Annotated in this window: 15 protein-coding genes (1 of these 15 cut by a window edge); 2 read left to right on the top strand and 13 right to left on the bottom strand. The window is 61.5% G+C overall.

What is annotated here, in order from left to right:
- Positions 1-2: 2 nt before the first annotated feature.
- From V9L13_RS04360 to ycaC, 8 genes are all read right to left on the bottom strand, one after another.
- Complete coding sequence (locus V9L13_RS04360; RefSeq protein WP_338801610.1) at positions 3-1,028, bottom strand: ABC transporter permease; 1,026 nt, start codon at positions 1,026-1,028, stop codon at positions 3-5.
- Positions 1,021-2,571 (bottom strand): sugar ABC transporter ATP-binding protein, encoded by a 1,551-nt coding sequence (locus tag V9L13_RS04355; RefSeq protein WP_338801609.1) that lies wholly within the window; start codon positions 2,569-2,571, stop codon positions 1,021-1,023. Before V9L13_RS04355 ends, V9L13_RS04360 begins: the two co-directional genes overlap by 8 nt.
- A gap of 8 nt (positions 2,572-2,579) precedes the next feature.
- Positions 2,580-3,239 (bottom strand): methionine ABC transporter permease, encoded by a 660-nt coding sequence (locus tag V9L13_RS04350; RefSeq protein WP_256617482.1) that lies wholly within the window; start codon positions 3,237-3,239, stop codon positions 2,580-2,582.
- Between the two features lie 8 nt (positions 3,240-3,247).
- A complete protein-coding gene (locus V9L13_RS04345; RefSeq protein WP_338801608.1) occupies positions 3,248-4,048 on the bottom strand; it encodes a methionine ABC transporter ATP-binding protein in 801 nt (266 codons plus the stop codon).
- Positions 4,045-4,854, bottom strand: a complete 810-nt coding sequence (locus tag V9L13_RS04340) for a MetQ/NlpA family ABC transporter substrate-binding protein (protein ID WP_338801607.1) — start codon at positions 4,852-4,854, stop codon at positions 4,045-4,047. Before V9L13_RS04340 ends, V9L13_RS04345 begins: the two co-directional genes overlap by 4 nt.
- Before the next feature lie 27 nt (positions 4,855-4,881).
- A complete protein-coding gene (locus tag V9L13_RS04335) occupies positions 4,882-5,934 on the bottom strand; it encodes an isopenicillin N synthase family oxygenase (RefSeq protein WP_338801606.1) in 1,053 nt (350 codons plus the stop codon).
- Between the two features lie 215 nt (positions 5,935-6,149).
- Positions 6,150-7,085 (bottom strand): Gfo/Idh/MocA family oxidoreductase, encoded by a 936-nt coding sequence (locus V9L13_RS04330; RefSeq protein ID WP_338801605.1) that lies wholly within the window; start codon positions 7,083-7,085, stop codon positions 6,150-6,152.
- A 201-nt stretch (positions 7,086-7,286) separates the two neighbouring features.
- Entirely contained in the window at positions 7,287-7,919 is a 633-nt protein-coding gene (ycaC, locus tag V9L13_RS04325) for an isochorismate family cysteine hydrolase YcaC (RefSeq protein ID WP_007966399.1), read from the bottom strand.
- Between the two features lie 569 nt (positions 7,920-8,488).
- Here ycaC and V9L13_RS04320 point away from each other — a divergent pair.
- Together V9L13_RS04320 and V9L13_RS04315 are read left to right on the top strand one after the other, a co-directional pair.
- Positions 8,489-9,256: a helix-turn-helix transcriptional regulator gene (locus V9L13_RS04320; RefSeq protein WP_338801604.1), complete on the top strand. Its 768-nt coding sequence runs from the start codon at positions 8,489-8,491 to the stop codon at positions 9,254-9,256.
- Positions 9,257-9,744: 488 nt separating this feature from the next.
- Positions 9,745-12,690: a hypothetical protein gene (locus tag V9L13_RS04315; protein ID WP_338801603.1), complete on the top strand. Its 2,946-nt coding sequence runs from the start codon at positions 9,745-9,747 to the stop codon at positions 12,688-12,690.
- 203 nt (positions 12,691-12,893) lie between these two features.
- Here the strand turns inward: V9L13_RS04315 and V9L13_RS04310 are convergent, their stop codons facing one another.
- The 5 genes from V9L13_RS04310 to V9L13_RS04290 all read right to left on the bottom strand — a co-directional run.
- Positions 12,894-13,253, bottom strand: a complete 360-nt coding sequence (locus tag V9L13_RS04310) for a DUF6124 family protein (RefSeq protein ID WP_338801602.1) — start codon at positions 13,251-13,253, stop codon at positions 12,894-12,896.
- A gap of 140 nt (positions 13,254-13,393) precedes the next feature.
- On the bottom strand, positions 13,394-13,765 hold the full coding sequence (locus V9L13_RS04305) for a hypothetical protein (RefSeq protein ID WP_338801601.1): 372 nt from the start codon (positions 13,763-13,765) through the stop codon (positions 13,394-13,396).
- A 1,045-nt stretch (positions 13,766-14,810) separates the two neighbouring features.
- Positions 14,811-16,766 (bottom strand): MacB family efflux pump subunit, encoded by a 1,956-nt coding sequence (locus V9L13_RS04300; protein ID WP_338801600.1) that lies wholly within the window; start codon positions 16,764-16,766, stop codon positions 14,811-14,813.
- A gap of 2 nt (positions 16,767-16,768) precedes the next feature.
- Positions 16,769-17,917: a macrolide transporter subunit MacA gene (gene macA, locus V9L13_RS04295; RefSeq protein WP_338801599.1), complete on the bottom strand. Its 1,149-nt coding sequence runs from the start codon at positions 17,915-17,917 to the stop codon at positions 16,769-16,771.
- Between the two features lie 66 nt (positions 17,918-17,983).
- Positions 17,984-22,264 carry the 3' end of a non-ribosomal peptide synthase/polyketide synthase gene (locus tag V9L13_RS04290; RefSeq protein ID WP_338801598.1) on the bottom strand. The gene runs 13,563 nt beyond the window's last position, so only the last 4,281 of its 17,844 coding nucleotides appear in the window; its start codon lies off the right edge, out of view — the gene reads right to left on this strand; it ends in the stop codon at positions 17,984-17,986.

The raw sequence follows: 22,264 nt of genomic DNA, 5'->3' as shown, positions 1-22,264 counted from the left end.
GCTCAGCGCGCCCGATGCGCGAGGCCGAAGGTGAACATCAGGGCCAGCACCAGCACCAGTCCCTTGACGAAATCCTGCGCGTAATACGGCGCGTTGAGCATGGTCAGGCCATTGAGCAGCGACGCCACCAGCAGTGCGCCGACCAACGTGCCGAAGGCATTGGGCTTCTTCGCGCCGAGCACGGCAAAACCGATCAGCGCCGCGCCGAGGGCGTCCAGCACCAGACCATTGCCGGAGCTGACATCACCCCGACCCAGGCGCGCCGCCAACAGCAATCCGCCAAGCGAGGCAAGCAATGCCGAGAGCACATACGCGAGCAGCTTGAAGCGCAGCACCGGCGCGCCTGCCAATCGTGCCGCCTGCTCGTTACCGCCAATCGCATAAAACAATCGGCCGACGCGCGTACGCTCGAGAAACAGCCACACCGCCAGCGCCACCAACGCAGTGATCAATACCGGCACCGGCACCACGTCCCACAAGCGACCGCGGCCGAGGGCGAGAAACGCCGTACTGAACGAGCCCTCGGTTTCCACGCCACTGGGCAAGGTCATGCCCACCGCAATCGAGCGCCCACCGGTGGGAATCAGTTGCACGCCGATCACCAGAAACATGCTGCCCAGCGTCGCGAGAATATCCGGCACCCGCAGCTTGACGATCAGCCAGCCATTCAGCAGCCCGACCAGTGCGCCACCGGCCAGACTGATCAGCACCGCCGGCACCGCGCCCCAGCCGAGCACCACCATCACGTAACTGGCGATCATCAGGCTCATCGCTGCCACCGCACCGATCGACAGATCAAGTCCGCCGACGGCCATGGTCAGCGTCACACCGAGGGCCAGCAGCGCGACGATCGACACCGATTGCAAGATGCTGAACAGATTGCCGACGCGCAAAAACGCCGGTTCCGCAACGCTGAAAAACACCACGATCAGCGCCAGCAGCCACAACAGGCCGTAGCGGATCAGCGCGTGCAACAGGCGCTCGGCGGGTGCCGTAGCGGACGACAACAATGAACTCGAATCAGGCACTCGCTCTGCTCCTTGGCGTGGCGTGAAAGGGATTTTCGCTACCGTCGCTGCCGGCCAGCGCGGCGACCAGGGTCGCGTGTTCAAGGCCGGCGCGCGGGTATTCGGCGACCACCGCGTGATCGCGCACCAACAGAATCCGGTCGGCGATTTCCAGGGCTTCGTCGACATCGGCGCAAATCACCAGGGTCGCGCGGCCGCCGGCACTGTCGCGCAGCAGTTGGCCGATCTCGCGGCGGGCGCGCACGTCGACGCCCTGAAACGGCTCGTCGAGGATCAACACCCGCCCTTCTCCGAGCAGCCAGCGGCCAAGCACGACCTTCTGTTGATTGCCGCCGGACAGCGCGCTCATCGGCACCTCGATGCCGGCGGTCTTGATCCCCAGCGCCGCGACTTGCGCCTCGACCGCTGCGGCTTCGGCGCGGTTGCGAATGAAACCGGCACGGGTGAAGCGCTCCAGAAACGGCAGCGTCAGGGTACGGCGCAGGGAGAAATCCGGCACCAGCGACTGACTGGCGCGATCCTCCGCTGCGAGAAACACACCGCTGCGAATCGCCGCCCTTGGCGAACCCGGCAGCCATTCCACGCCATCGAGTTGCAGGCTACCGGCCACGGCTTTGCGCAAGCCGAACAGCACTTCGGCGATCTCGCTTTTGCCGGCGCCGAGCAGCCCGGTCAGCACCACCACTTCGCCTTGGTGCAGGTCGAAATCGAAACGCCTGGAGCGCGGCAAAATCTGCAAACCGCGCACACCAAGGACTTTTCGGCCCACGCTGCCGGGCGTGTAGACATGCCCGTCCAGCGCCTGCCCGAGCATCGCCTGCACCGCTTCGGGCAACTGCCGCGCGCTGAATTCTCCGGCCAGTCGCCCATCGCGCAAGACAATGGCGCGATTCGCCACCCGTTGCAGATCGGACAAGCGATGAGAGATGTAAACAATCGCCACGCCACGGCTGCGCAAGATATCGATCAGATCAAACAGACGCTGCGCCTCGGCATCCGACAACGCCGCCGTCGGTTCATCGAGAATCAGCAGACGCGGCTGCAAGGCAAAGGCCCGCGCCAGCACCACCAATTGCCGTTCGGCCTGACCCAGGTGTTCAATCGGCTGCTCCAGCGGCAACACCAGACCCAGCCCGGCCGCGATACTCGCGGCGCGTTCGAGCAAGCGTTTGCGATTGAGCCAGAAGTCCGCGTCAGGCTTGCACAACTCATCGAGCAACAGGTTTTCCGCCACGCTCAAACCGGGCGCAATGCCCTCGTTGATCTGCTGATGCACCGCGACAATCCCGACCCGACGTGCCGACAGCGGCGAGCTGAATTGCCGGGGCTGGCCGTCGACATAAATCTCGCCGCCATCGCCGCGCTGGCTGCCGGCGAGTATCTTCACCAGCGTCGATTTGCCGGCACCGTTGGCACCGAGCAACGCCACCACTTCGGCGGGATGAATCTGCAGGCTGACGCGATCCAGTGCGCGGTTCGAGCCAAAAGTTTTGCTTAGTTCGCGCACCTGAATCAGCGGCGCGCGGGCCACGACGACACTCATAAAATTCCTTAACGTCGATGGGCCAGCGAACGTACCAGCCGGTCGCCCAGGCTCTGCACGCCCTGCACCAGAATGACCAGCACCACCACAGTGGCGACCATCACTTCATTGTTGAAACGCTGATAGCCGTAACGGATCGCCAGATCACCGAGGCCGCCACCGCCAATCACCCCGGCCATGGAAGAAAAACCGATCAGCATCACCAGCGTCAGAGTGATCCCCGCCAGCAACGCGGGCAGCGCTTCGGGCAACAGCACTTTGAAAATCACATGGCGGATGTCGCCGCCCATGGCGAGGATCGCTTCGATCCGGCCCTTGTCGACTTCGTCCAGCGCGTTCTCAACGATTCGCGCAAAAAACGGAAACGCGCCAATGGTGATCGGCACCACCGCCGCGGTGCTGCCGAGGGTGGTGCCGACCAGCAGACGCGTCAGCGGAATCAGGGCAATCAACATCACCACAAAGGGCAGCGAGCGCCCAAGATTGACCAGCGAACCCAGCGCGGCATTGAGGCGTGGCAGCGGCCACAGTCCGTCGCGCCGACTGACAAACAGCAACACCCCGAGCGGCAAACCGATCAGCAACGTGAACAGCCCGGCGAGCAAGATCATGTACAGGGTTTCGCCGGTGGCGTTGAACACCAGTTGCAGGATTTCATTCCAGTCGATGCTGCGGTTCATGGCTGCGCCGCCCGTACGCCGTATTGCTTGAGGAAGCTGAGACCGGGAATGTCGTGGCCCAGCGGCAGGCCGCAGGTGGGACGCAACGAAGTGCCGAGACTCGATTGCGGATCGGCGAGCAATCGCGGCACCGGCCCGGACTCGACCAGACGCCCGTCAGCCATGCACGCCGCGTGATCGCAGATCGACTTGACCACCTCCAGCTCATGGGTGATCAGCACGATGGTCACGCCCAGTTGCCGATTGATATCGCGCAGCAGGTCGAGAATCGACGCGGTGGTTTCCGGATCGAGCGCGCTGGTGGCTTCGTCCGACAGCAAATACGCCGGCTCGGCGGCCAGGGCGCGGGCAATCCCCACCCGTTGTTTTTGCCCACCGGACAACTGCGAGGGAAAGGCTTGCGCCTTCTCAGTCAAGCCGACCAGTTCCAGCAGCTCGCGCACCCGCACATGGCGCCACGGTTTACCGACGTTGGCGATTTCCAGCGGCACGGCGATGTTGTCGAACACGGTGCGCGAGTGCAGCAGATTGAAGCCCTGGAAGATCATGCCGATGCGCTGACGCTGGCGGCGCAGGTCGCTGGCAGACAGCGTCAGCAGGTCCACGCCGTCGATCAGGATCCGCCCGCTGTCCGGGCGTTCGAGCAGATTGAGACAGCGCAACAGGGTCGACTTGCCCGCCCCGCTGCGCCCGAGGATGCCGTAGATCGCACCATCGGGAATGCTCAGCGACACCTGATCCAGTGCCGGCGTCGGCGCCGACGGGTAGGTCTTGCTGACCTGCTCGACGACGATCATGGTTTGGCATCCACCACGGGGATCACCGAACCCTTGAAGTTATCGGTGATGTATTTCGCCACTTGCGGCGAGGTCAGGTCCTTGGCCAGTTGCGCGATGCGCGGATCGTTCTGCAGTTTCGGCGTGGTCACCAGAATGTTGGCGTACGGATTGTGCTCGGCCTTCTCCAGACCCAGCGCGTCCTTGGCCGGCACCAGTCCGGCTTCCAGTGCGTAGTTGCCGTTGATCACCGCCAGATCGACGTCGTCCAGCGCCCGGGGAAGTTGGGGCGATTCGATTTCGAGGATCTTCAGCTGTTTCGGGTTCTCGGCGATGTCCTTGGGCGTGGCCTGATCGGCCGCCGGATCGTTGAAACCGGGCTTGAGTTTGATCAACCCGTTGTCCTGTAACAGGTACAGCGCACGGCTCAGGTTGGTGACGTTGTTGGGAACCGCCACGGTGCCTTTTTCCGGCACGTCGGCGAAGCTTTTGTGCCGGCGCGAATAGATGCCCAGCGGCTCGATATGCACCGTGGCGGCCACCGCGAGTTTCTGCCCCAGCGCTTGCTCCTGGGATTTCAGATACGGCAGATGCTGGAAGTAATTGGCATCGACATCGCCATGCACCAGCAGTTCGTTGGAGTTCACGCCGTTGGGAATCTCGATGACCTTGAGCTTGAGTTGCGGATCGATTGTCTGGATGTACGCGAGAATCTGCGCGTGCGGCACCGGGTCGGCAGCCACCCGCAACGGCTCGAGTGCCTGAGCGCCGAACGAAGTCACCAGCGCGCCGAGCACGGCCAGGGTCAAACCTGCTTTCTTCAACATGAGCGGAGTCCTTGAGCGAGTGATGAATCAGGCGTTGGCGGTCTTGCGAGCCGGTGCGGCGGGCATCAGCGCATCGGCATAGAAGCGCCGGGCGACGTCGGGGTGCGAACGCAACCGACCCTTGAGGTAGTTCCAGCCGACATCGCGAAATAACGGATTGAGCGGATCACTCGCCGGGCCACGCGCTTCACGCAACAGCACGGTGGGCAACGGATACAGCGGCACCACGGCATCGAGTTGCGCGCCGAGGAAGAAGGCGATGGACAAGCGTTCGCTGCCTGCGGGCGGCGACACCACCCGATGCACTGTGGCGCGCAGATAACCGTTGGTGGCCAGCTCCAGCAGTTCGCCGATGTTCACCACCAGCGTGTTGTCGCGGGGCAGCGCATCGATCCAGTGCCCTTCCTCGACCTCCACTTGCAGACCGGCCTGCTGGTCTTGCAGCAGAAAGCTCAGGAACCCCGAATCCTTGTGCGCGCCGACGCCTTGCTGGCTCGCGTTGGCGGCCTGGCCTGGATAGCGCATCAACTTGATGTGTTCGTTGGGCTTGTCGCCGTACAACTGATCGAACGCGTCCGCCCGCAGCGACAGCGCCTGGGCAAAGGCACGCAGCAGACGCAACGCCATACGCGTCATCGCCTGTTGCCATTCGAGCAGTAGCGGTTTTAGTTCTGGCAGCGCCGCCGGCCATTGGTTGGGCCCCTGCAAGCGCGCCCACAACGGGCTGTCCGCGTCCAGCGGCAACGCTTCACGCTCGGCGCCGAGATCGAACTGTTCACGCCAGTCGGGTTGACCACGGGTGATCTCGGAAGCGGCACGGTTGTACCCGCGAAAGTGCGGCGAATTGATCATGCCGACGGCGGCCTTTTCCTGCTCGGACAAGCCGAAAAACTGCCGGGCGTGATCTTGCACCTGCTTGAGCAGTTGGCTGTCGATGCCATGGCCGGTGAGATAGAAAAAGCCGACGTCACGCGCGGCGTGACGCAGGTTTTCAAGAAATGCATAACGCTGTTGCGCGGTGCCTTCGAACAACGAAAGATCCAGCGTCGGCAGCGTAGTGATATCGAGGGTATGCGGCATGATTCACTCCCGTGTGAACCAAACCTGAAGAGCCTTTGATCGATTCAGCGTGTGCCGTCATGGCAATCGGGGGTCTATCGGTTTGATGCGTTTGATTCGTCGTGAGACAAAACTAAACGATCTTAAAAACGACGAACAAATACCCTTTTTGCATTAGCTTAGGCCTGACGCTCAGGTTCGCAGTCATCGCGCAACAGCTCTCCCGCTTCAACTGATCAACGTGCCGGGTCATAAAACGGCTCGACTGCCACTCGGCTGCCGACGAAGAAACTGTCAGCCACCAGCCGCAGCGGCTGCAGATCGACGTCGCTGGCACGATCGCCAATCAGTTGCTGAAAGTGTCGATACACCGCCGTGTACTCGCCCTCTTCCGACACCGCCTGGCGCACGCCGTCGATGCTCAGCAGCGCCCCGCCGTTGTCCAGGCGCAGCAGCCCTTCGGCGCAGCGCATCTCGATGCTCCAGAGTTCGTCGTGACCGTGGTCGAAATCGAACTCCGCCTGCACGTCGAGCCGGTTCGCGTCGGACATCTTGATCGACGCGGCAATCGGCGACTGGCAGTTGTCCGGTACGCGCAGTTCGGCGGCTTCGACAAACAATGGCTGCGCCAGCAAACGGGTGACAATCGACAAGGCATTGATGCCCGGATCGAAAACGCCCAGACCACCGGGTTGCCAGATCCACGTCTGACCGGGATGCCACTTGCGCACGTCTTCCTTCCAGTCGATCTGCACGCTTTGCAACGTGCGGCCGGCGAGCCAGTCGCGGGCGGCTTCAATGCCGGGGGCGTAGCGCGAATGCCAAGCGAACAACGCACTGACACCCTGTTGCTGCGCCTGACTGACCAGGGCCAGCGCCTCGCCCAGAGTGGCGCACGGCGGTTTTTCCACCAACACATGTTTGCCGGCGGCCAGCGCCTGCTGCACCAGTGCGAACCGACCTTGCGGCGGCGTACAAAACGCAATCGCATCCACCTCGGGGCCGTGTTCCAGCAACTCGCTCAACGAGTGAAAGTTCTCCACCCCGACACAGGGTTTACCTTGCGTGGCGACCGCCACCAGGTGAAACCCGGGATTGGCGTTGATCGCCGGCACATGTTGATCCTGGGCAATCTTGCCGTAGCCCACCAGACCGAGACGGATCGGTTGCATCAGTGACTCCTGTTTTTGTCTTGTTGTCGTCAGCGAGTGCGCAGATTAGCCGTAAACGTCAGGGAATACCCAGCTGAGTCTGATCAAAAAACCGCAGAAGCCAGCGCTCGGTTCACTGCAACGGTTAGCAACGCTGATGCAGCGGCGCAAACAAAGAAAGCCTGCTTTTCAGGGCAGGCCTTCACGTTAACAACGCTGCAGTCACTTCTGCTGCGCGGTCAATGCCGAGTAACTGTTCATCAGGTTCCGGTAGTTCGGAATCCGCTGCGACAACAGATTGCCCAGCCCTTCGATATCGTTGCGCCAGTCGCGGTGCAGCTCACAGGCGACCGAGAACCAGTTCATCATTTGTGCGCCGGCCTGGGTCATGCGGCTCCAGGCGGCTTGCTGGACGGTGGTGTTGAAGGTGCCGGAGGCGTCGGTGACGACGAACACATCGAAGCCTTCGGCCAGTGCCGACAGGGTCGGGAAAGCGACGCAGACGTCGGTCACGACACCGGCGATGATGATCTGCTTGCGGCCGGTGGCCTTGATCGCCTTGACGAAGTCTTCGTTGTCCCAGGCGTTGATCTGGCCCGGGCGGGCAATGTACGGCGCGTCGGGGAACATTTCTTTCAGTTCCGGAACCAGCGGGCCGTTGGGGCCTTGTTCGAAACTGGTGGTGAGGATGGTCGGCAGGTTGAAGAATTTCGCCAGGTCGGCCAGCGCCAGGACATTGTTCTTGAACTCGTTGGGCGAGAAGTCCTGAACCAGAGAAATCAGACCGGTCTGGTGGTCGACCAGCAGGACTACGGCGTCGTCTTTGTTGAGGCGGTTGTAGGTTGCAGTGCTCATGTTTGAATCCCTTTTCTTGGTTGAGGTAGTGGGCGTTGCGTTGAACATGGGCACAGATTACTGACACAACCGGAACCGATAAATCGGTTGAAAAGGGTTTCACTGTCAACTTGAAGCGGACAATCCTGGCGACACAACACAGGCTTGCCAGCCTCCAACTCAATCCGTCTCGGGAATTGGTTTGGCGATCATCAAACTGTACGGTGCCCGGTTCAGGACCCTCTCCACCGTTGCGCCAATCAAGTTGAGGCCTTACGGGTAGGCGGTGCCCCATAACCCTGTGGGAGCGGGCTTGCCCGCGAAGGGTTCATTCCAGGCAACATCTCAAATGGCTGACACACCGCTTTCGCGAGCAAGCCCGCTCCCACACTGGATCTCGACAGGCCGCCATTCTGGGTTCACCTCACAATCCTGTGGATGAAGTTATGAGCTAATAACACCTTCATTAAACCGTCTTTCAAACGTTGTACTAGGATAGGATCCACATCCTGACATTGCGCCGACCAGGGAACATGCGCGACGCAGGTCAGGAATGGGACTGTTTCACCTGCAACTCATGGATGATGTTTATGAACTCACACCTGTTTCCCCACATCGGTAAAGTCATCGCCAGCACCGGCAGCCGGCACTTTCCGCGGATGCTGCATGACCTGATCCAGACTCAACTGGCGGTGGACGCCACACACATTCGCCAGATGCGCGTCGAGCCGGTGGGCCGCCCCGCCCATCGCCACCCGCCGGAAACCGGCAAAGACTCGGCCCAGCAGGCTGAAACGGTATTCTGCGAACAGATTGCCGCACGCTCGAGCGAGCCAATGGACCCGCCAGCCACGGCCAGCGCCGACGCCTCACAATTGCACCTGACCCGGCGCAAGGACGGCTACCGCTACGTGATTTCGGTGTATCGCAACGACCAGTCGCAACGGTTCTCGGCTCAGGAGCAGAGTTTGTTGCAGGACATATCTCCGGTGCTGTTGCCGATGGTGGAAAAACACATTCACGCCCTGCAACCCCAGCAGACCAACACCGAAGACCCGTTGCCCAGCGCTGATGGCGCGCAACAGGGCCTGGAAAACCTGCGGCTGCGTTTCAACGAGCGTTTACAGCAACTGGGCCTGAGCCTGTCCAGTCGCGAAACCGAAGTGTGCATCGGCCTGCTCGCCGGGCGTACCGCGCCGGAGCTGGCCGAGCAGTTGCAGTTGAAGGTCAACACGGTGGAAAGCTATCTCAAGCGCGCGGCGATCAAACTGGGGATCAGCGGCCGGCATTCACTGATGCGCTGGATGTATTCGCCTGAACATACCGCCACCCTGCCCGGCTCACCCCACGCCGCTTGATGGTGCCCGATCTGCAGGAACTGCCGCTGCGAGCAAGCCCGCTCCCACATCGAAATGCGCTGAGCCGATGGTTACAGCAACACCCGGTTAAAACTGTGGGAGCGGGCTTGCTCGCGAAGAGGCCGTATCAGGCACTTAAGGTGTTGGCTGGCACACCGCATTCGCGAGCAAGCCCGCTCCCACATTGGTATGCGCTGAGCCAATGGTTACGGCAACACCCGGCTAAAACTGTGGGAGCGGGCTTGCTCGCGAAGAGGCCGGTACGGCTGGCAACCCTCTCATTCAAGCCCTGCAGGCACTGCCCGCGACGGGCACAGAAGGCGCCAAGGGATGCCGGGCAGCGTCTTTTTTATCCGTCGGGCCGTGTCTTACCGCTCATCCGAAAAGGCCTCGTACCTGTAATTTCTGACAGTAGCCAGAGACGTTATCTTCAGCGCTGAATAACTCCACGCCCTTTGTCTCCCGACAGTTCGCTTGGAGTTCCGACCATGCTCGTTCAGCCCAGGATGAAAATCTCTGCCCCCCATTCATTGCTGGACCCGATAGTGCTCGGACGCCTCCTGCCTTCCGGCCAGTGGGGAATCAACCGGGCGGCGGTGTTCACTTTTCCCGACCTCGGCCTGCTTGTCGTCATCCCCGTCTGGGCCAGCAAGGCTGTCGGAGATTCCGTCAAGCTGCTGCTCAATGGCCGTGAGGTCGACGGGCGTCCCATCATTGACGAGGCCGAGCTCAAGCAACCGACCCTCTTGTGGGTGGCTCCCCGTCATCTGCAGACCGGTTCTTACGAACTCACCTACGAAATCAAACAGCCCAATCAAAAAGAAGAGCGTCCGGACAAGCCCCTCAACCTCTTCGTCAAACTGGAACTCCCCGGTGGCCAGGACATCGACCCGGGCCCTGGTCACTCCAACCTGTACATGTACATTCCCCCGGAAATCGTCAACGGCGGTGTGGACAAAGACGTTGCCGAAGCGGGAGTGCCGATTGTCATCAGGTCCGAGTCCGGCAGCGGCTTGCCTTACCCCGACATCGCGGAGGGCGACGTCATTCATCTCAGTTGGGGTGGCTTTTTTGAGTATTCCACACCGGTGACCCAGGCGCAGATCGACGATCCAGCGGCAAACCCGATATTAATCACGGTCTCCAAAGCCACTATTGAACGGGCTGGTGATACCGACCTCGCCGGTCTGGCGGTCACCTTCAAGGTGCGCGACATCGTCGGCAATGAATCGGAAGACTGGTGCAAGGAAACCCGCATCGTCGTCACCACCGGCATCGACCTGCTGGCCGCACCGATTGTTCAAGAAGCCGTCAACAACAAGCTCGACGCCGATAAACAGGGCGATAACGACATCACGGTGCATGTCACGGCCACCCGGCCAGACTTCGAGATGGATGACATCATTCATTTGACCATGCTCGGCACCACCACGGAGGGCGAAAAAGTCGAAGTCACCGCCCTGCCCCAGACCGTCGACAATATCCCGCATAACTACGAGTTCAAGCTGTCCATTGCGGCCGTGCGTAAACTGGTCAATACCCAGGTCAGTTTCTTCTATCGGCTGGAACGCAGCGGCAGCAGTGACCCGTTACGCTCAAAAGGGCAGTTTGTACACGTCACCGGCGCAGCCCACCGCCTGGCCGCACCGATCATCGAGGAAGCCGAGGGAGACTTCATCGATCCCACGAAGACACCCATCAACGTCCGCATTCCGTTCGATCCGGCCATCAAGTACGGCATGGGCATTGAGCTGTTCCTGCTGGGTAAACGCCCGGACGGCAGCACCTTCCTGCCTGAGTTGGAGTGGCACATTCCGGAGGAGGATGAAGTCGAGAATCCCGAAGGTTTTGTCATCACCGTCGCTGACTACAACCTCAAGCTCCTTGACGGCGGAACCCTGAAGGGGTGGTACGACCTGCTGATAGCCGAGGGCGACGAGATCCTCAGACGCGAGTCGCTGCACACGAAATTGCTCAATGTGGGTGAACCGAAATTCGAGCTGGACGCCCCGATTGTCCTCGGAGTGCAGAACGGCTTCCTCGACCCGGCCACACTGCCCGGCGGTACCAGTAGACTGACCATCCCCAGGCCTGTGGTGAAGCCATGGGTAGCCAACGACGAGGCCACCTGGAAGTGGGTGGGCGACATCTCCGGCGAGGAATCCGGGTCCCGCACATTCAATGCCGTAACCGCCCAGCAAGACTGGGTCATCAACCTGGACGCCGCCTTCGTCGCCCAACACATCGAACCGAACCGCGGCAGCAAGATCACCGTCCGCTACCAGCTCTGGCGCCATGCCACAGATGAGACCAGCCTTTCGAATCCATTGGTGTTCACCGTGGGCGTCGCGCTGGAACTGCTCGCCCCCTCGATCAAGGAGAACAACGGCGACAGCACACTCAACCCGCTGCTGGTCAGGGACACCTTGACCATCGTGGTGCCGGACAACAGCGCGTTGCGGCCAACTGATGAAATCATCGCCACCTGGACTGGCGCACAGGGTACGCCCGCAGGCGGTTCGCACACCTCTGATCCTCGGCCGCTGGGCAGCAACCGGGAGTTTGTGATTCCAAATAGCGTGGTCGCGTTCAACCTGAACAAAGATGTGAAGGTGTCCTACGTCGTCATCCGCGACGGCAAGCCTCTGCCGTCCCTCGTCTTTGATTTGACTGTGTTGAGCATGCCGCAGAATGAACTGCTCAAACCGATCATCAAGGACGCCGACGATAATGGCGAGGGCCCGGAGTTCAACGTAGGGAATCTGACCGCCAATGCCACCTATCGCATGGGCGTCTGGCCGTTGATTGCCACAGGCCAATATGTCTGGCTGCGCCTGAAAGGGACGAACGCTGATGGCAGCGACTACAACCTGCAGATCCATACGGCACCGGCCTCAATGGTCAGCGACAAGTGGCTCGATCAAGGTTATTACGAGCGGAGCATCGCCCTTGCAGGCTTGAGAAACCTCAAGGATGGCAGCACGCTGACGATGGAATTCAAGGCGGCGTTCGGCAAGAGCACGAATGAGAATGAGGCGGTGGCCTTCCCTGTGCGCACCTACACGATCAAATCCACAAGCGTGATTCTTTCCCACGCGCTGTACACACAGCGGCTCGACGGAACGGACCGGCAACAGCACACATCCGGCGCAACCTTGAGCTTTGAGGCTTATCGTGACAAAACGATTTCTATCGTCACAACCTTCTCTAAATCGATACGAAGAGTAAATTTTATATTAATGCGGGGGGCTGGCGGTCCCAATAACACTTACTCTTTTATATGGAGACCAGTCACCGCAGGGAAACCATTGACTGTCGGTCCAACCGATCATCCTGCCGTCAGGATTAACTCCCGAAATATTTATACTTTCGTTGTCTACCCCGACGGGAACCCTACCGAGGTGTACGGTACTTTCGAACTGCGATTTGTTTGAAACGAAAAAACCGCAAGCCACACCAAGCGCCTCTCCCTGATGGGTAGGCGCCTGGATAACGGGGCTCAGAGAAGGATTTATTTAATGACAATCGCGAGCAGGCTCACACCTGCAAGGGATTGTTACCGGGCACATAACATGTGACCAACGCAAATCCACTGTGGGAGCGGGCTTGCTCGCGAAGAGGCCAGAACTGTCAGCGCCTATTCCTTGGGCACAACATTATCCAGCGCCTGATTCACCGCCAACTCCCCCAGCATCACTACCTGCGCAATGCCCAACACCGTATTACGACTCGGCCCCTCCAGCGTCCCGGCGAAATCGCCGAGCATGACCGTGGCCGACGCCAGAGATTCGCAAGCGTTGGCCAGCAGGGATTCGGTGTCGGTTTGTGGATTGACGAGGAACATGCTGCTGGGGGTGTATGGCGTTGCCATGATTTGCGCGGGTGCGAGGTAATGGTCGAGGGCGCGTTCGGCGGCTTCGTGGAGTTTTCTGGAGTTGAGGGATTCGTAGGGTGATACCGAGTCTGTGGCCGGCGGATTGGGCTTGGGTTCGGGCATCAGATGGAACTCCGATCGACGTACTTTGAATGAATGATGACCTGTAGGAGCTGCCGCAGGCTGCGATCTTTTGATCTTGATCTTGAAAAACAAAATCAAAAGATCGCAGCCTTCGGCAGCTCCTACAGGGGACCGGGCAGTTAGCTCGGCACGCGGCGGCCGTCCAGTACCCGGTTGACCATCAGTTCACTGAGCATGATCACCTGATGCAGCATCAGCATGGCCCGGCGTTGCGAGTGGTCGACGGTGTCGCCGATATCACGGGCCATGTCACTGGCGGCGGCTAATGACTCGCAGGCTTCGACGAGCAAGGTTTCTTCGTCCACGGTGGGGTCGATGAGGAAGATTCTGTTCGCCTTGCATGACGAGGTTGAAGGGATCGAGATCTTCAGGGCGCCGGGGTTGAGGTAGAAGTTGATGGCACGGTCAGTTGCCGCTTTTATCTTCTGCGGGTCGAGGGCTGGGTCGTATGGGATCGAGGTGTCTGGGGGGTTGGGTGTGGCTTTGAACATGGATGAAGCTCCTGCTTAGCAAAAGTAAGGAGCCATCACTCTCGCTACCAAACGAGGGTGGTGGCCATACGCGGGTTGGTAGACCGGTCTAAGCAGGAAAACCCGGCGCTCCCGAAGGAGCCCCACGCATGGCCACCATAAAATCGAGCCCCTGAAAAGGGACTGCACACGGTGTCGCCATCACACTTAGAAACGGGCTACCAAACCCGATCACTGATTTTCAGTGACAGGGAAACGATATAGCCCGACCCATAGTCGTGTAAGCCGGCGGATTCTGGCGTACGCGTAGGTAACGGCGCAAGGCGTTGTAGCCTGTATGGCGTAACGGTTCGTGTACTTTAAACGTGGCTGCAGAGATGCGTTTATGGTGTGTGTGGAGAACCGGGATTGCTCCTGTAGTTTTGATGTCGTCTGGCAGACCGCTTTCGCGAGCAAGCTCGCTCCCACAGTTGGATTGAGTGCATTCAGGTGGGAATTGGTCGGCTGGTAGGCCGTCATCGCTGGCAAGCCAGCTCCCACCATCTGACCGAGTGCATTCAGTCAAGGATTGGTCGACTGTGAGGCCGCTTTCGCGAGCAAGCTCGCTCCCACAGTTGGAATGCGTGCATTCAGGTGGGAGGTTGGTCGGCTTGTGAGCCGTCATCGCTGGCAAGCCAGCTCCCACCATTTGACCGAGTGTATTCAGTTGGGGATTGGTCAGCTGTGAGGCCGCTTTCGCGAGCAGGCTCGCTCCCACAGTTGGAATGCGCGCATTCAGGTGGGAGGTTGGTCGGCTGGGAGGCCGCCATCGCTGGCAAGCCAGCTCCCACCATTTGATCGAGTGCATTCAGTCAGGGACTGGTCGACTGTGAGGCCGCTTTCGCGAGCAGGCTCGCTCCCACAGTTGGAATGCGTGCATTCAGGTGGGAGGTTGGTCGGCTGGTAGACCGCCATCGCTGGCAAGCCAGCTCCCACAGTTGGAAAGCGAAAAACAGGGACGGGTTCATCACCCGTCCCTTTCGATTTGTGCACTTCAGGCACGAGCCCGGCCAATCAGCTTCGGCAATCAGTCCCGCGCCAGCGCCTCGATCGGGTCCAGGCGCGATGCATTACGCGCGGGGACGAAGCCGAAGACGATGCCGATCAGCGTCGAGCAGATCACCGCCGTCACCACCGAGGCCATGGAGAAGACCATCTCCCACTCCTTGATGAACAGCGAAAACAGATGGCCGATGGCATACGACAGGGAAATGCCGATGGCCCCGCCGAGCAGGCAGACCATCACCGCCTCCACCAGAAACTGCTGACGAATGTCCGACTGCCGTGCGCCGACCGCCATGCGAATGCCGATCTCGCGCGTGCGCTCAGTGACCGACACCAGCATGATGTTCATCACGCCGATGCCGCCGACCACCAGCGAAATCACCGCGATCAGCGACAGCAGCAAGGCCAGCGAGCGGCTGGTTTTCTGCACGGTCTGCATCACGCTGTCGAGGTTGTTGGTGTAGAAGTCCTTGATGCCGTGGCGTTGCAGCATCAATTGGGTGACGTGATTTTCCACGACTTTGCTCGACTGGCCGTCCTTGATCCGCACGCTGATGCTGTCGAGGAAGCGCTGGCCGAGCAGGCGCCCGGCAGCGGTTTCGTACGGCACCCAGACGTTGAGGGTCTTGCCTGAGGCAAACAGGTTTTTGTTCTCGGCTGCCACGCCGATCACCGTGCACGGCAGGTTGCCGATCAGGATCACCTGGCCCAGCGGATCGACGCCCTCGGCGAACAGCCGATGCCGGGTGTTGTAGTCGATCACCACCACCTGCGCCTGGCGCCGTGCATCACTCTCGCTGAAGGTGATGCCCGCCTCCAGTTTGATTCCGCGCACCTGAAAATACTGCTCGCTGACGCCGTTGATCTGCGCGTCGAGGTCGATGTTGCGATAGCGCAGGAGCATGCTGCGGCCGACCACCGGGGTGGCGCTGTCGACGTAATACAGTTGATTCAGCGCGGTGACATCCGCCGGCACCAGTGTCTCGATCGAGGCGGCGCGCTTGTCGCCGAAACTGGTTCCGGAATAGATGTCGATGGTGTTGCTGCCGATCGCCGAAATATCCTTGAGCACGTAGTTTTTCGCGCCCTCGCCGATCGCCGAAATCGACACCACCGAAGTGATGCCGATGACGATCCCGAGCATGGTCAGCAAGGTGCGCATGCGGTGTGAAATCAGCGCCACCCAGGCCATGTTGAAGGCTTCCTTGAACAGCCCGAGGCTGGCCACCAGGCGGCGGGTCGCCGGGGGTTTTGGCGGCACGTCTTCACCCGGCAGTTGCCCGGTATCGCGCTGGTTGCGGCGGTCGCTGAGGATTTCACCGTCGCTGACTTCGATGATGCGCTCGGCGTTGGCCGCGACTTTCGGGTCGTGGGTCACCAGAATCACCGTGTGCCCGGCCGCGTGCAGCTCCAGCAGGATGCGCATCACTTCCTTGCCGCTGGCGGTGTCGAGGGCGCCGGTGGGTTCGTCGGCGAGGATCACTTCCCCGCCATTCATCAAGGCCCGGGCGATACTCACCCGTTGCTGCTGACCGCCGGAGAGCTGGCTCGGGCGGTGAGTCAGGTGCCCATCAAGGCCCAGCCGCGCCAGCAATTCCCGGGCGCGGGCGTGGCGTTGCGGCGCGGGGATGCCAGCGTAAATCGCCGGCATCTCGACGTTGTGCATCGCGCTCAAATGCGGCAGCAAGTGATAGCGCTGGAAGATGAAACCGAAGTAATCGCGGCGCAGCTCAGCCAGCGCCTGATCATCGAGGTCGCGGGTCTCCTGGCCGTTGATCCTGTAGCTGCCGGCGGTGGCGTAATCGAGGCAGCCGAGGATGTTCATCAGGGTTGATTTGCCGGAGCCGGAGGCGCCGATGATCGCCACCATTTCTCCGGCATTGATCGTCAGGTTGATGTCCTTCAGCGCGAGAAATTCACGGTCGCCGGCGGTAAAACTGCGGGTGATGCCAGTCAGTTGCAGTAACGGCTGCGTCATGCTCAAGCCCCCGCCACGGCGGGCAACGGATCACCGATCACCACCCGCTCGCCTTCGCTGAGGCCCTGATTGATCTGCACTTTGACGTTGTTGTTGATCCCGGTCTGTACGTTGCGCGACTGCGCCTGGCCCTTGGCGTCGAGCACCCGCACCGGAAAGCTGCCATCGGCGTTGCGCGGCCCGAGCGCGGCCACCGGCACGGTCAGCACCGATTGCGCGGTATCGAGGACGATGCGCACCTGCGCGGTCATCGAGATACGCAAGCGGTGGTCGGGGTTGGGCACCTCGAACAGCGCGTTGTAGAACACCGCGGTGTTTTGTTTCGGCGTACCGGCCGGCGGCGTTTCGAGGAAGTTCTGCGGTGCCGGCTCGGTGCCGCGCAGCTTGCCGTAATAGCGTTTGTCCTCGCCGAGAATGGTGAAATACACCTCCTGCCCCGGCGCAATGTGAATCACGTCGGCTTCCGACACTTGGGCCTTGATGGTCATAGTGTCCAGATCCGCCAGTTTCAGCAGCACGGGTGCCAGCTGATTGGCAATCACGGTCTGGCCTTCCTGGGTGACGATGCCGACCACATCGCCGTCGATCGGCGCGACGATCCGCGTATACGCGAGGTTGACCTTGGCGGTATCGATCTGGATGTGCGCGCTTTTGATCTGCGCGTCCAGCGACAGCAGATTGGCCTGCTGCACCTCGTAGTTCGATTGCGCGGTCTCGAAATCCTGACGCGAGATCGAGGCGTCTTCCTGCAGATTCTGATAACGCTCGTAAATCGCTTTGGTCTGCTTGAGCTGGGCTTGCGTGGCACGCTTTTGCGCCTGCAGGTTTTCCTCATCGACCTGCGCCTGACGCAGGGTGTTCTGCAGCACCAGCGGATCAATTTCGGCCAGCCACTGGCCCTTCTTCACCTTGTCGCCGACCTTGACCTTGAGCGACTTCAACTGCCCCGACACCTGAGCGCCGACGTCCACCTGCTTGACGCCTTCGAGCAAACCGGTGGCAAGCACGGTGTTTTCGATATCCGAGCGTTCAACCGGTGCCGTCTGGTATTTCGGCGCTTCGGCGGGTGCCTGCACCGTGTACAGCACCAACCCGACCACCGCCGCCAACGCCAACCCCATACCGACTTTGCGCAACTTCGACTTTTCCATAAATAACCACAAGTCCGTTCAGGGATGAACCCGGCCAGTGGCCGGGTCTTGATAGAGAAACAACACTCAGGACAGCACTTCGCCGACCGCCAGCGACAGACCGTCATGCCACCACGCGGCGAAACTGAAGACGTTGGGCGCCTTGAGAATCGTGAAGTGGTTGCCCGGCCCGTACCACACCGCCAGATCGCTGACCTGCCGCTGCCAGCCTGCAAGCACCGCGGCCTGTTCGCGCTGATTGCCCCACTCGTCCAGCGTCGGGTCATCGACCAGCACCAGCCGCACCGGCCCGGTGTAGGCCAGGCGCGGTTGATAGACCGTGCGCAAGGCGCTGGCGAAGGTCCGCACCGGGCCGTGCATCGCATTCGGCGCCGCCCGCTCCGACAACACCCCGGCGCGCACCATGCCTTCGTGCAGCAGGCGCAGTTGCGTGCTGTCATCGGCGTTGGCGAAGGTCGCAGGATCGATGCCCAGCGATTTGCCACAGGACAGTTGCAGGGTGTCGATCAGCCGTTGCAGCGCGGCAGTGGCCGTGTACGGCTTGCCCGCCGTGCCGTCACCACCGGGTGCCTCGCTGTCGATCAACGTCAGCGATGCCACCTCGCGCCCGGCCATCTGCAACTGCGCGGCCATGGCGTGCGCCACCCAGCCGCCGAACGAATGGCCGATCAGGTGCAACGGCCCTTGCGGGTGAATCTGCTCGATGGCCTGCAGGTAGAACGCGGCAGCGGCTTCGACCGCGCTGTGCGGCACACTGACGCCGTCCAGCCCGCGAGGTTGCAGACCGATGATCGGCCATTCCGGGCCGATGGCCTCGGTCAGGTGAATGAACCCGGTGACACTGTCACCCGCCCCCGGCACACAGAAAATCGGCGCATGCCCCGGCTGCCCGGTCTGAATCGTCAGCAGCGGTTGATACAGCGTCGGCTCCGGCGTCACCAGGGTTTCCAGCGCCTGGGTAATGGCCTGGCCGAGTGCCTGGATGTGCGGGTGCTTCATCATGGTCCGGTGATCGCCGGGGATGTCGATGCAGTGCAGCAAACCAATATCGAAGCGCTCCTCCCAGCCGCGCGTCGGACTCGGCAGCGACTGGCCGTCCATCAACTCCTGTGCACGGAACAGATGGATCGTCTGGCTCGCCGGACTGACCCGGTAATGCGCCAGCGCCAGGCGATGCGCCGCTTCGCGATCAAAGTAATGCCAGGCGTCCGTCGCGCTGACCGTCGCCAGTTCCGGATCGGTCAGTTGCTGTGCCTGGCAGCGCTTGAACAGCTCGGGGAAATCCAGTTGTTCGACTTGCGCTTCCAGCGCTTGCACCGCCGCCAGTGCTGCCTCGCTTTCGGCACCGAGCATCAGCGAACGGCCACGGCAATGGCCAAGCAACTGGCGCTTGTCGAGGCCCTCGCCGCTCCACAGCGCCTTGTCCTGGGCGAGCGGGTTTGGCGCGTAGCTGTCGAGCATGCCGATGAATTCCACCGGCTCATCGAGGCCGAGCAATTGCTGCGCGACCTCATGCGCCAGCACCCCGCCGAACGACCAGCCTGCCAATCGATACGGCCCATGTGCCTGCACGGCGCGGATGATCCCGACCATGCGCTGCGCCATGCACTCCAGCGTGCGCAATTGCGCTTGCCCCAACGGCACGCCGGGCAGGCCGTAAATCGGGAACTCGCCACCGATGTGCTGGGCCAGCGTCGGGAAATACACGTCGCGGCCGCTGAATTCGTGCATCAGGAACAGCGGCGTGCCGTGCGTCCCGGCACGCACCACGACCAGCCCTTCAGGCTGACTCACCGCCTCGCCCTGACTGAGCAGCGCAGCGGCAGACTCGACGCTCGGATGCTGGAACAGTTCGGCCAGCGACAGTGGCAGCCCGGCCCGTTGCAGCAGATTGACCAGCTTCACCGCCAGCAACGAATGCCCGCCCAGTTCGAAGAAGTTGTCATGGCGACCGACCTGTTCGACGCCGAGGACTTCACCCCAGATCTGCGCCAGCGCGGTTTCGACTTCACCCTGTGGCGCCACGTATGGGCGGTTGATCACGGCGTCCGCTCCCGGTTCCGGCAGGGCTTTACGGTCGATCTTGTCGTTCGGCGTCAGTGGCAAAGCGTCGAGCCGCACAAACGCGCCGGGCACCATGTATTCCGGCAGGCGCTCCAGCACATGCGCGCGCAAGGCCTCCAGACTGGGTGCTTCCACGCCGGAACGCACGGTGTACCAGGCCACCAGACGCTCATCACGCACCATCACCACCGCTTGGCGAATCGCCGGATGTTCGATCAGCCGTGCCTCGATTTCCCCCGGCTCCAGGCGCAAGCCACGCAGCTTGATCTGGAAGTCGTTGCGGCCGAGGAATTCCAGCTCGCCGTGATTGTTGTAGCGCGCCAGATCTCCCGTGCGGTACAGGCGATCACCCGCCACAAACGGGCTGTCGATGAAGCGCTCGGCCTGCATTTCCGGCAAACCGTGATAACCGCGCGCCACGCCGACGCCGCCGATGTGCAACTCACCGCTGACGCCTTGCGGCACCGGTTGACCATACGCATCGAGCACGTACAACCGCGTGTTGCTCAAGGCTGTGCCGATTGGCACCACGCTATCCGGCACTGGCATGTCCGGTTCCAGCGTCCAGCCCGTGCTGTCCACCGTGGTTTCAGTTGGGCCGTAAACATTGTGCAAACGCACCCACGGCAGGCGATCGCGCACCTGACGCGCCAGCGCTGCACTGAGTTCGCCACCACCGTTAAGTACATCGGTCAGGCTGGTGCACTGCTCGACGCCATCCTGTTCGATGAACTGCTGCAGCAGCGCAGGAACGAACTTGACCACCGTCACCTGCTGTTCGCGAATGGTCTGCACCACATAGGCCGAATCGCGGTTGCCGTCCGGCCGTGCCAGTACCAATCGCATCCCCGAACACAGCGGCCAGAAGATCTCCCACACCGAACTGTCGAAGCTGAACGGCGCTTTTTGCAGCAGCGCGCCGTGTTCGGTCGGCGGCGAAATCTGCGAACCCCAATGCACCATGTTGCAGGCGCTGCGATGCTCGATCATCACGCCTTTCGGCAACCCGGTAGAGCCCGAGGTGTAGATCATGTACGCGAGGTTCGAGGCGCTGAGACCCGGCACTGGCGAGTCGTGATCCGGCAGGTGTTGCCAAGTGTCCTGATTCAGGTCGATCAGCGTCACGGCAGAGTCATCGAACAACCCGCGAGTAGCGGTCTGCACCAGCACCGCAGTCGGCGCGCTGTCCTTGAGCATGTACGCCAGACGCTCCGCCGGATACCCCGGATCCAGCGGCACATACGCACCACCGGCCTTGAGGATGCCGAGCAGACCGACCACCAGATCCAGCCCGCGCTCGACGCAGATCGCCACCCGCGCATCCGGCTGCACACCTTGCGCGCGCAGGTGCTGGGCCAAGCGATTGGCGCGCTGATTGAGCTCGCGGTAGGTCAGGTTGCCTTGCGCGGATTGCAGCGCGATGGCGTCCGGTTTGCGCCGCACTTGCGCTTCAAACAAGCCGTGCAGCGGCTGCTCCAACGGACAATCGACCTCACTGGCATTGAAGTCGACGAGCAAGCGCTGCTGCTCCTGCCGGTCCAGCAACGGCACTTGCGCAAGCACGGCCTGATCGTCGTTGATTAGCGCCGCCAGCAGCCGCTGGAAGTAGCCGACAAAACGCTGCACCGTCGACTCATCGAACAAGGCCGTGGCATAGCGTAGCGAGCCGCGAATGCCGTCGTGCGAATCGCCAAGACTCAGCGACAGGTCGAATTTCACAAAGTGGCTGTCGCCGGCCACGCCTTCCAGGGTCAGGTCGCCGAGGGTCAGGCTAGGACCGTCGTTGTTGTCCCAACTGAGCATGGTCTGGAACAACGCGCTGTGCGACAGACTGCGGACTGGTTTGCTGATGTCCACCACTTGTTCGAACGGCAGATCCTGATGTGCCTGAGCGTCCAAAGTCTGCGCCTTGACCAGTGCCAGCAGCGTCTCGCCGCTCGGCTCGCCCGAGGTATCGATGCGCAGCGCCAGGGTGTTGACGAACATGCCGATCAGGCCTTCGATCTCGGCGCGGGTGCGGTTGGCCACTGGCGAACCAATCACTACGTCGCTCTGCCCGGACAAGCGGCTGAGCAACATCGCCCATGCGCTCATGATCACCATGTACGGCGTCACCGCGCGACGCTGACACAAGGCTTTCAAACCGGCGCTCAACTGTTCATCGAGCAGCATGTCGACGCGGCTGCCGGAATAGTCCTGCTGTGGCGGACGCGGACGGTCGGTGGGCAGGGTCAGCAGGGCTGGCGCACCGGCCAGGGTCTGCTGCCAGTAATCGCTCTGGCG

Origin of the sequence: Pseudomonas sp. RSB 5.4, assembly GCF_037126175.1 — a bacterium.
Classification (GTDB): Bacteria; Pseudomonadota; Gammaproteobacteria; order Pseudomonadales; family Pseudomonadaceae; genus Aquipseudomonas; species Aquipseudomonas fluorescens_H.
The sequence above is the reverse complement of the archived record's forward strand: the minus strand, read 5'-3'. Positions and strand labels throughout refer to the sequence as shown.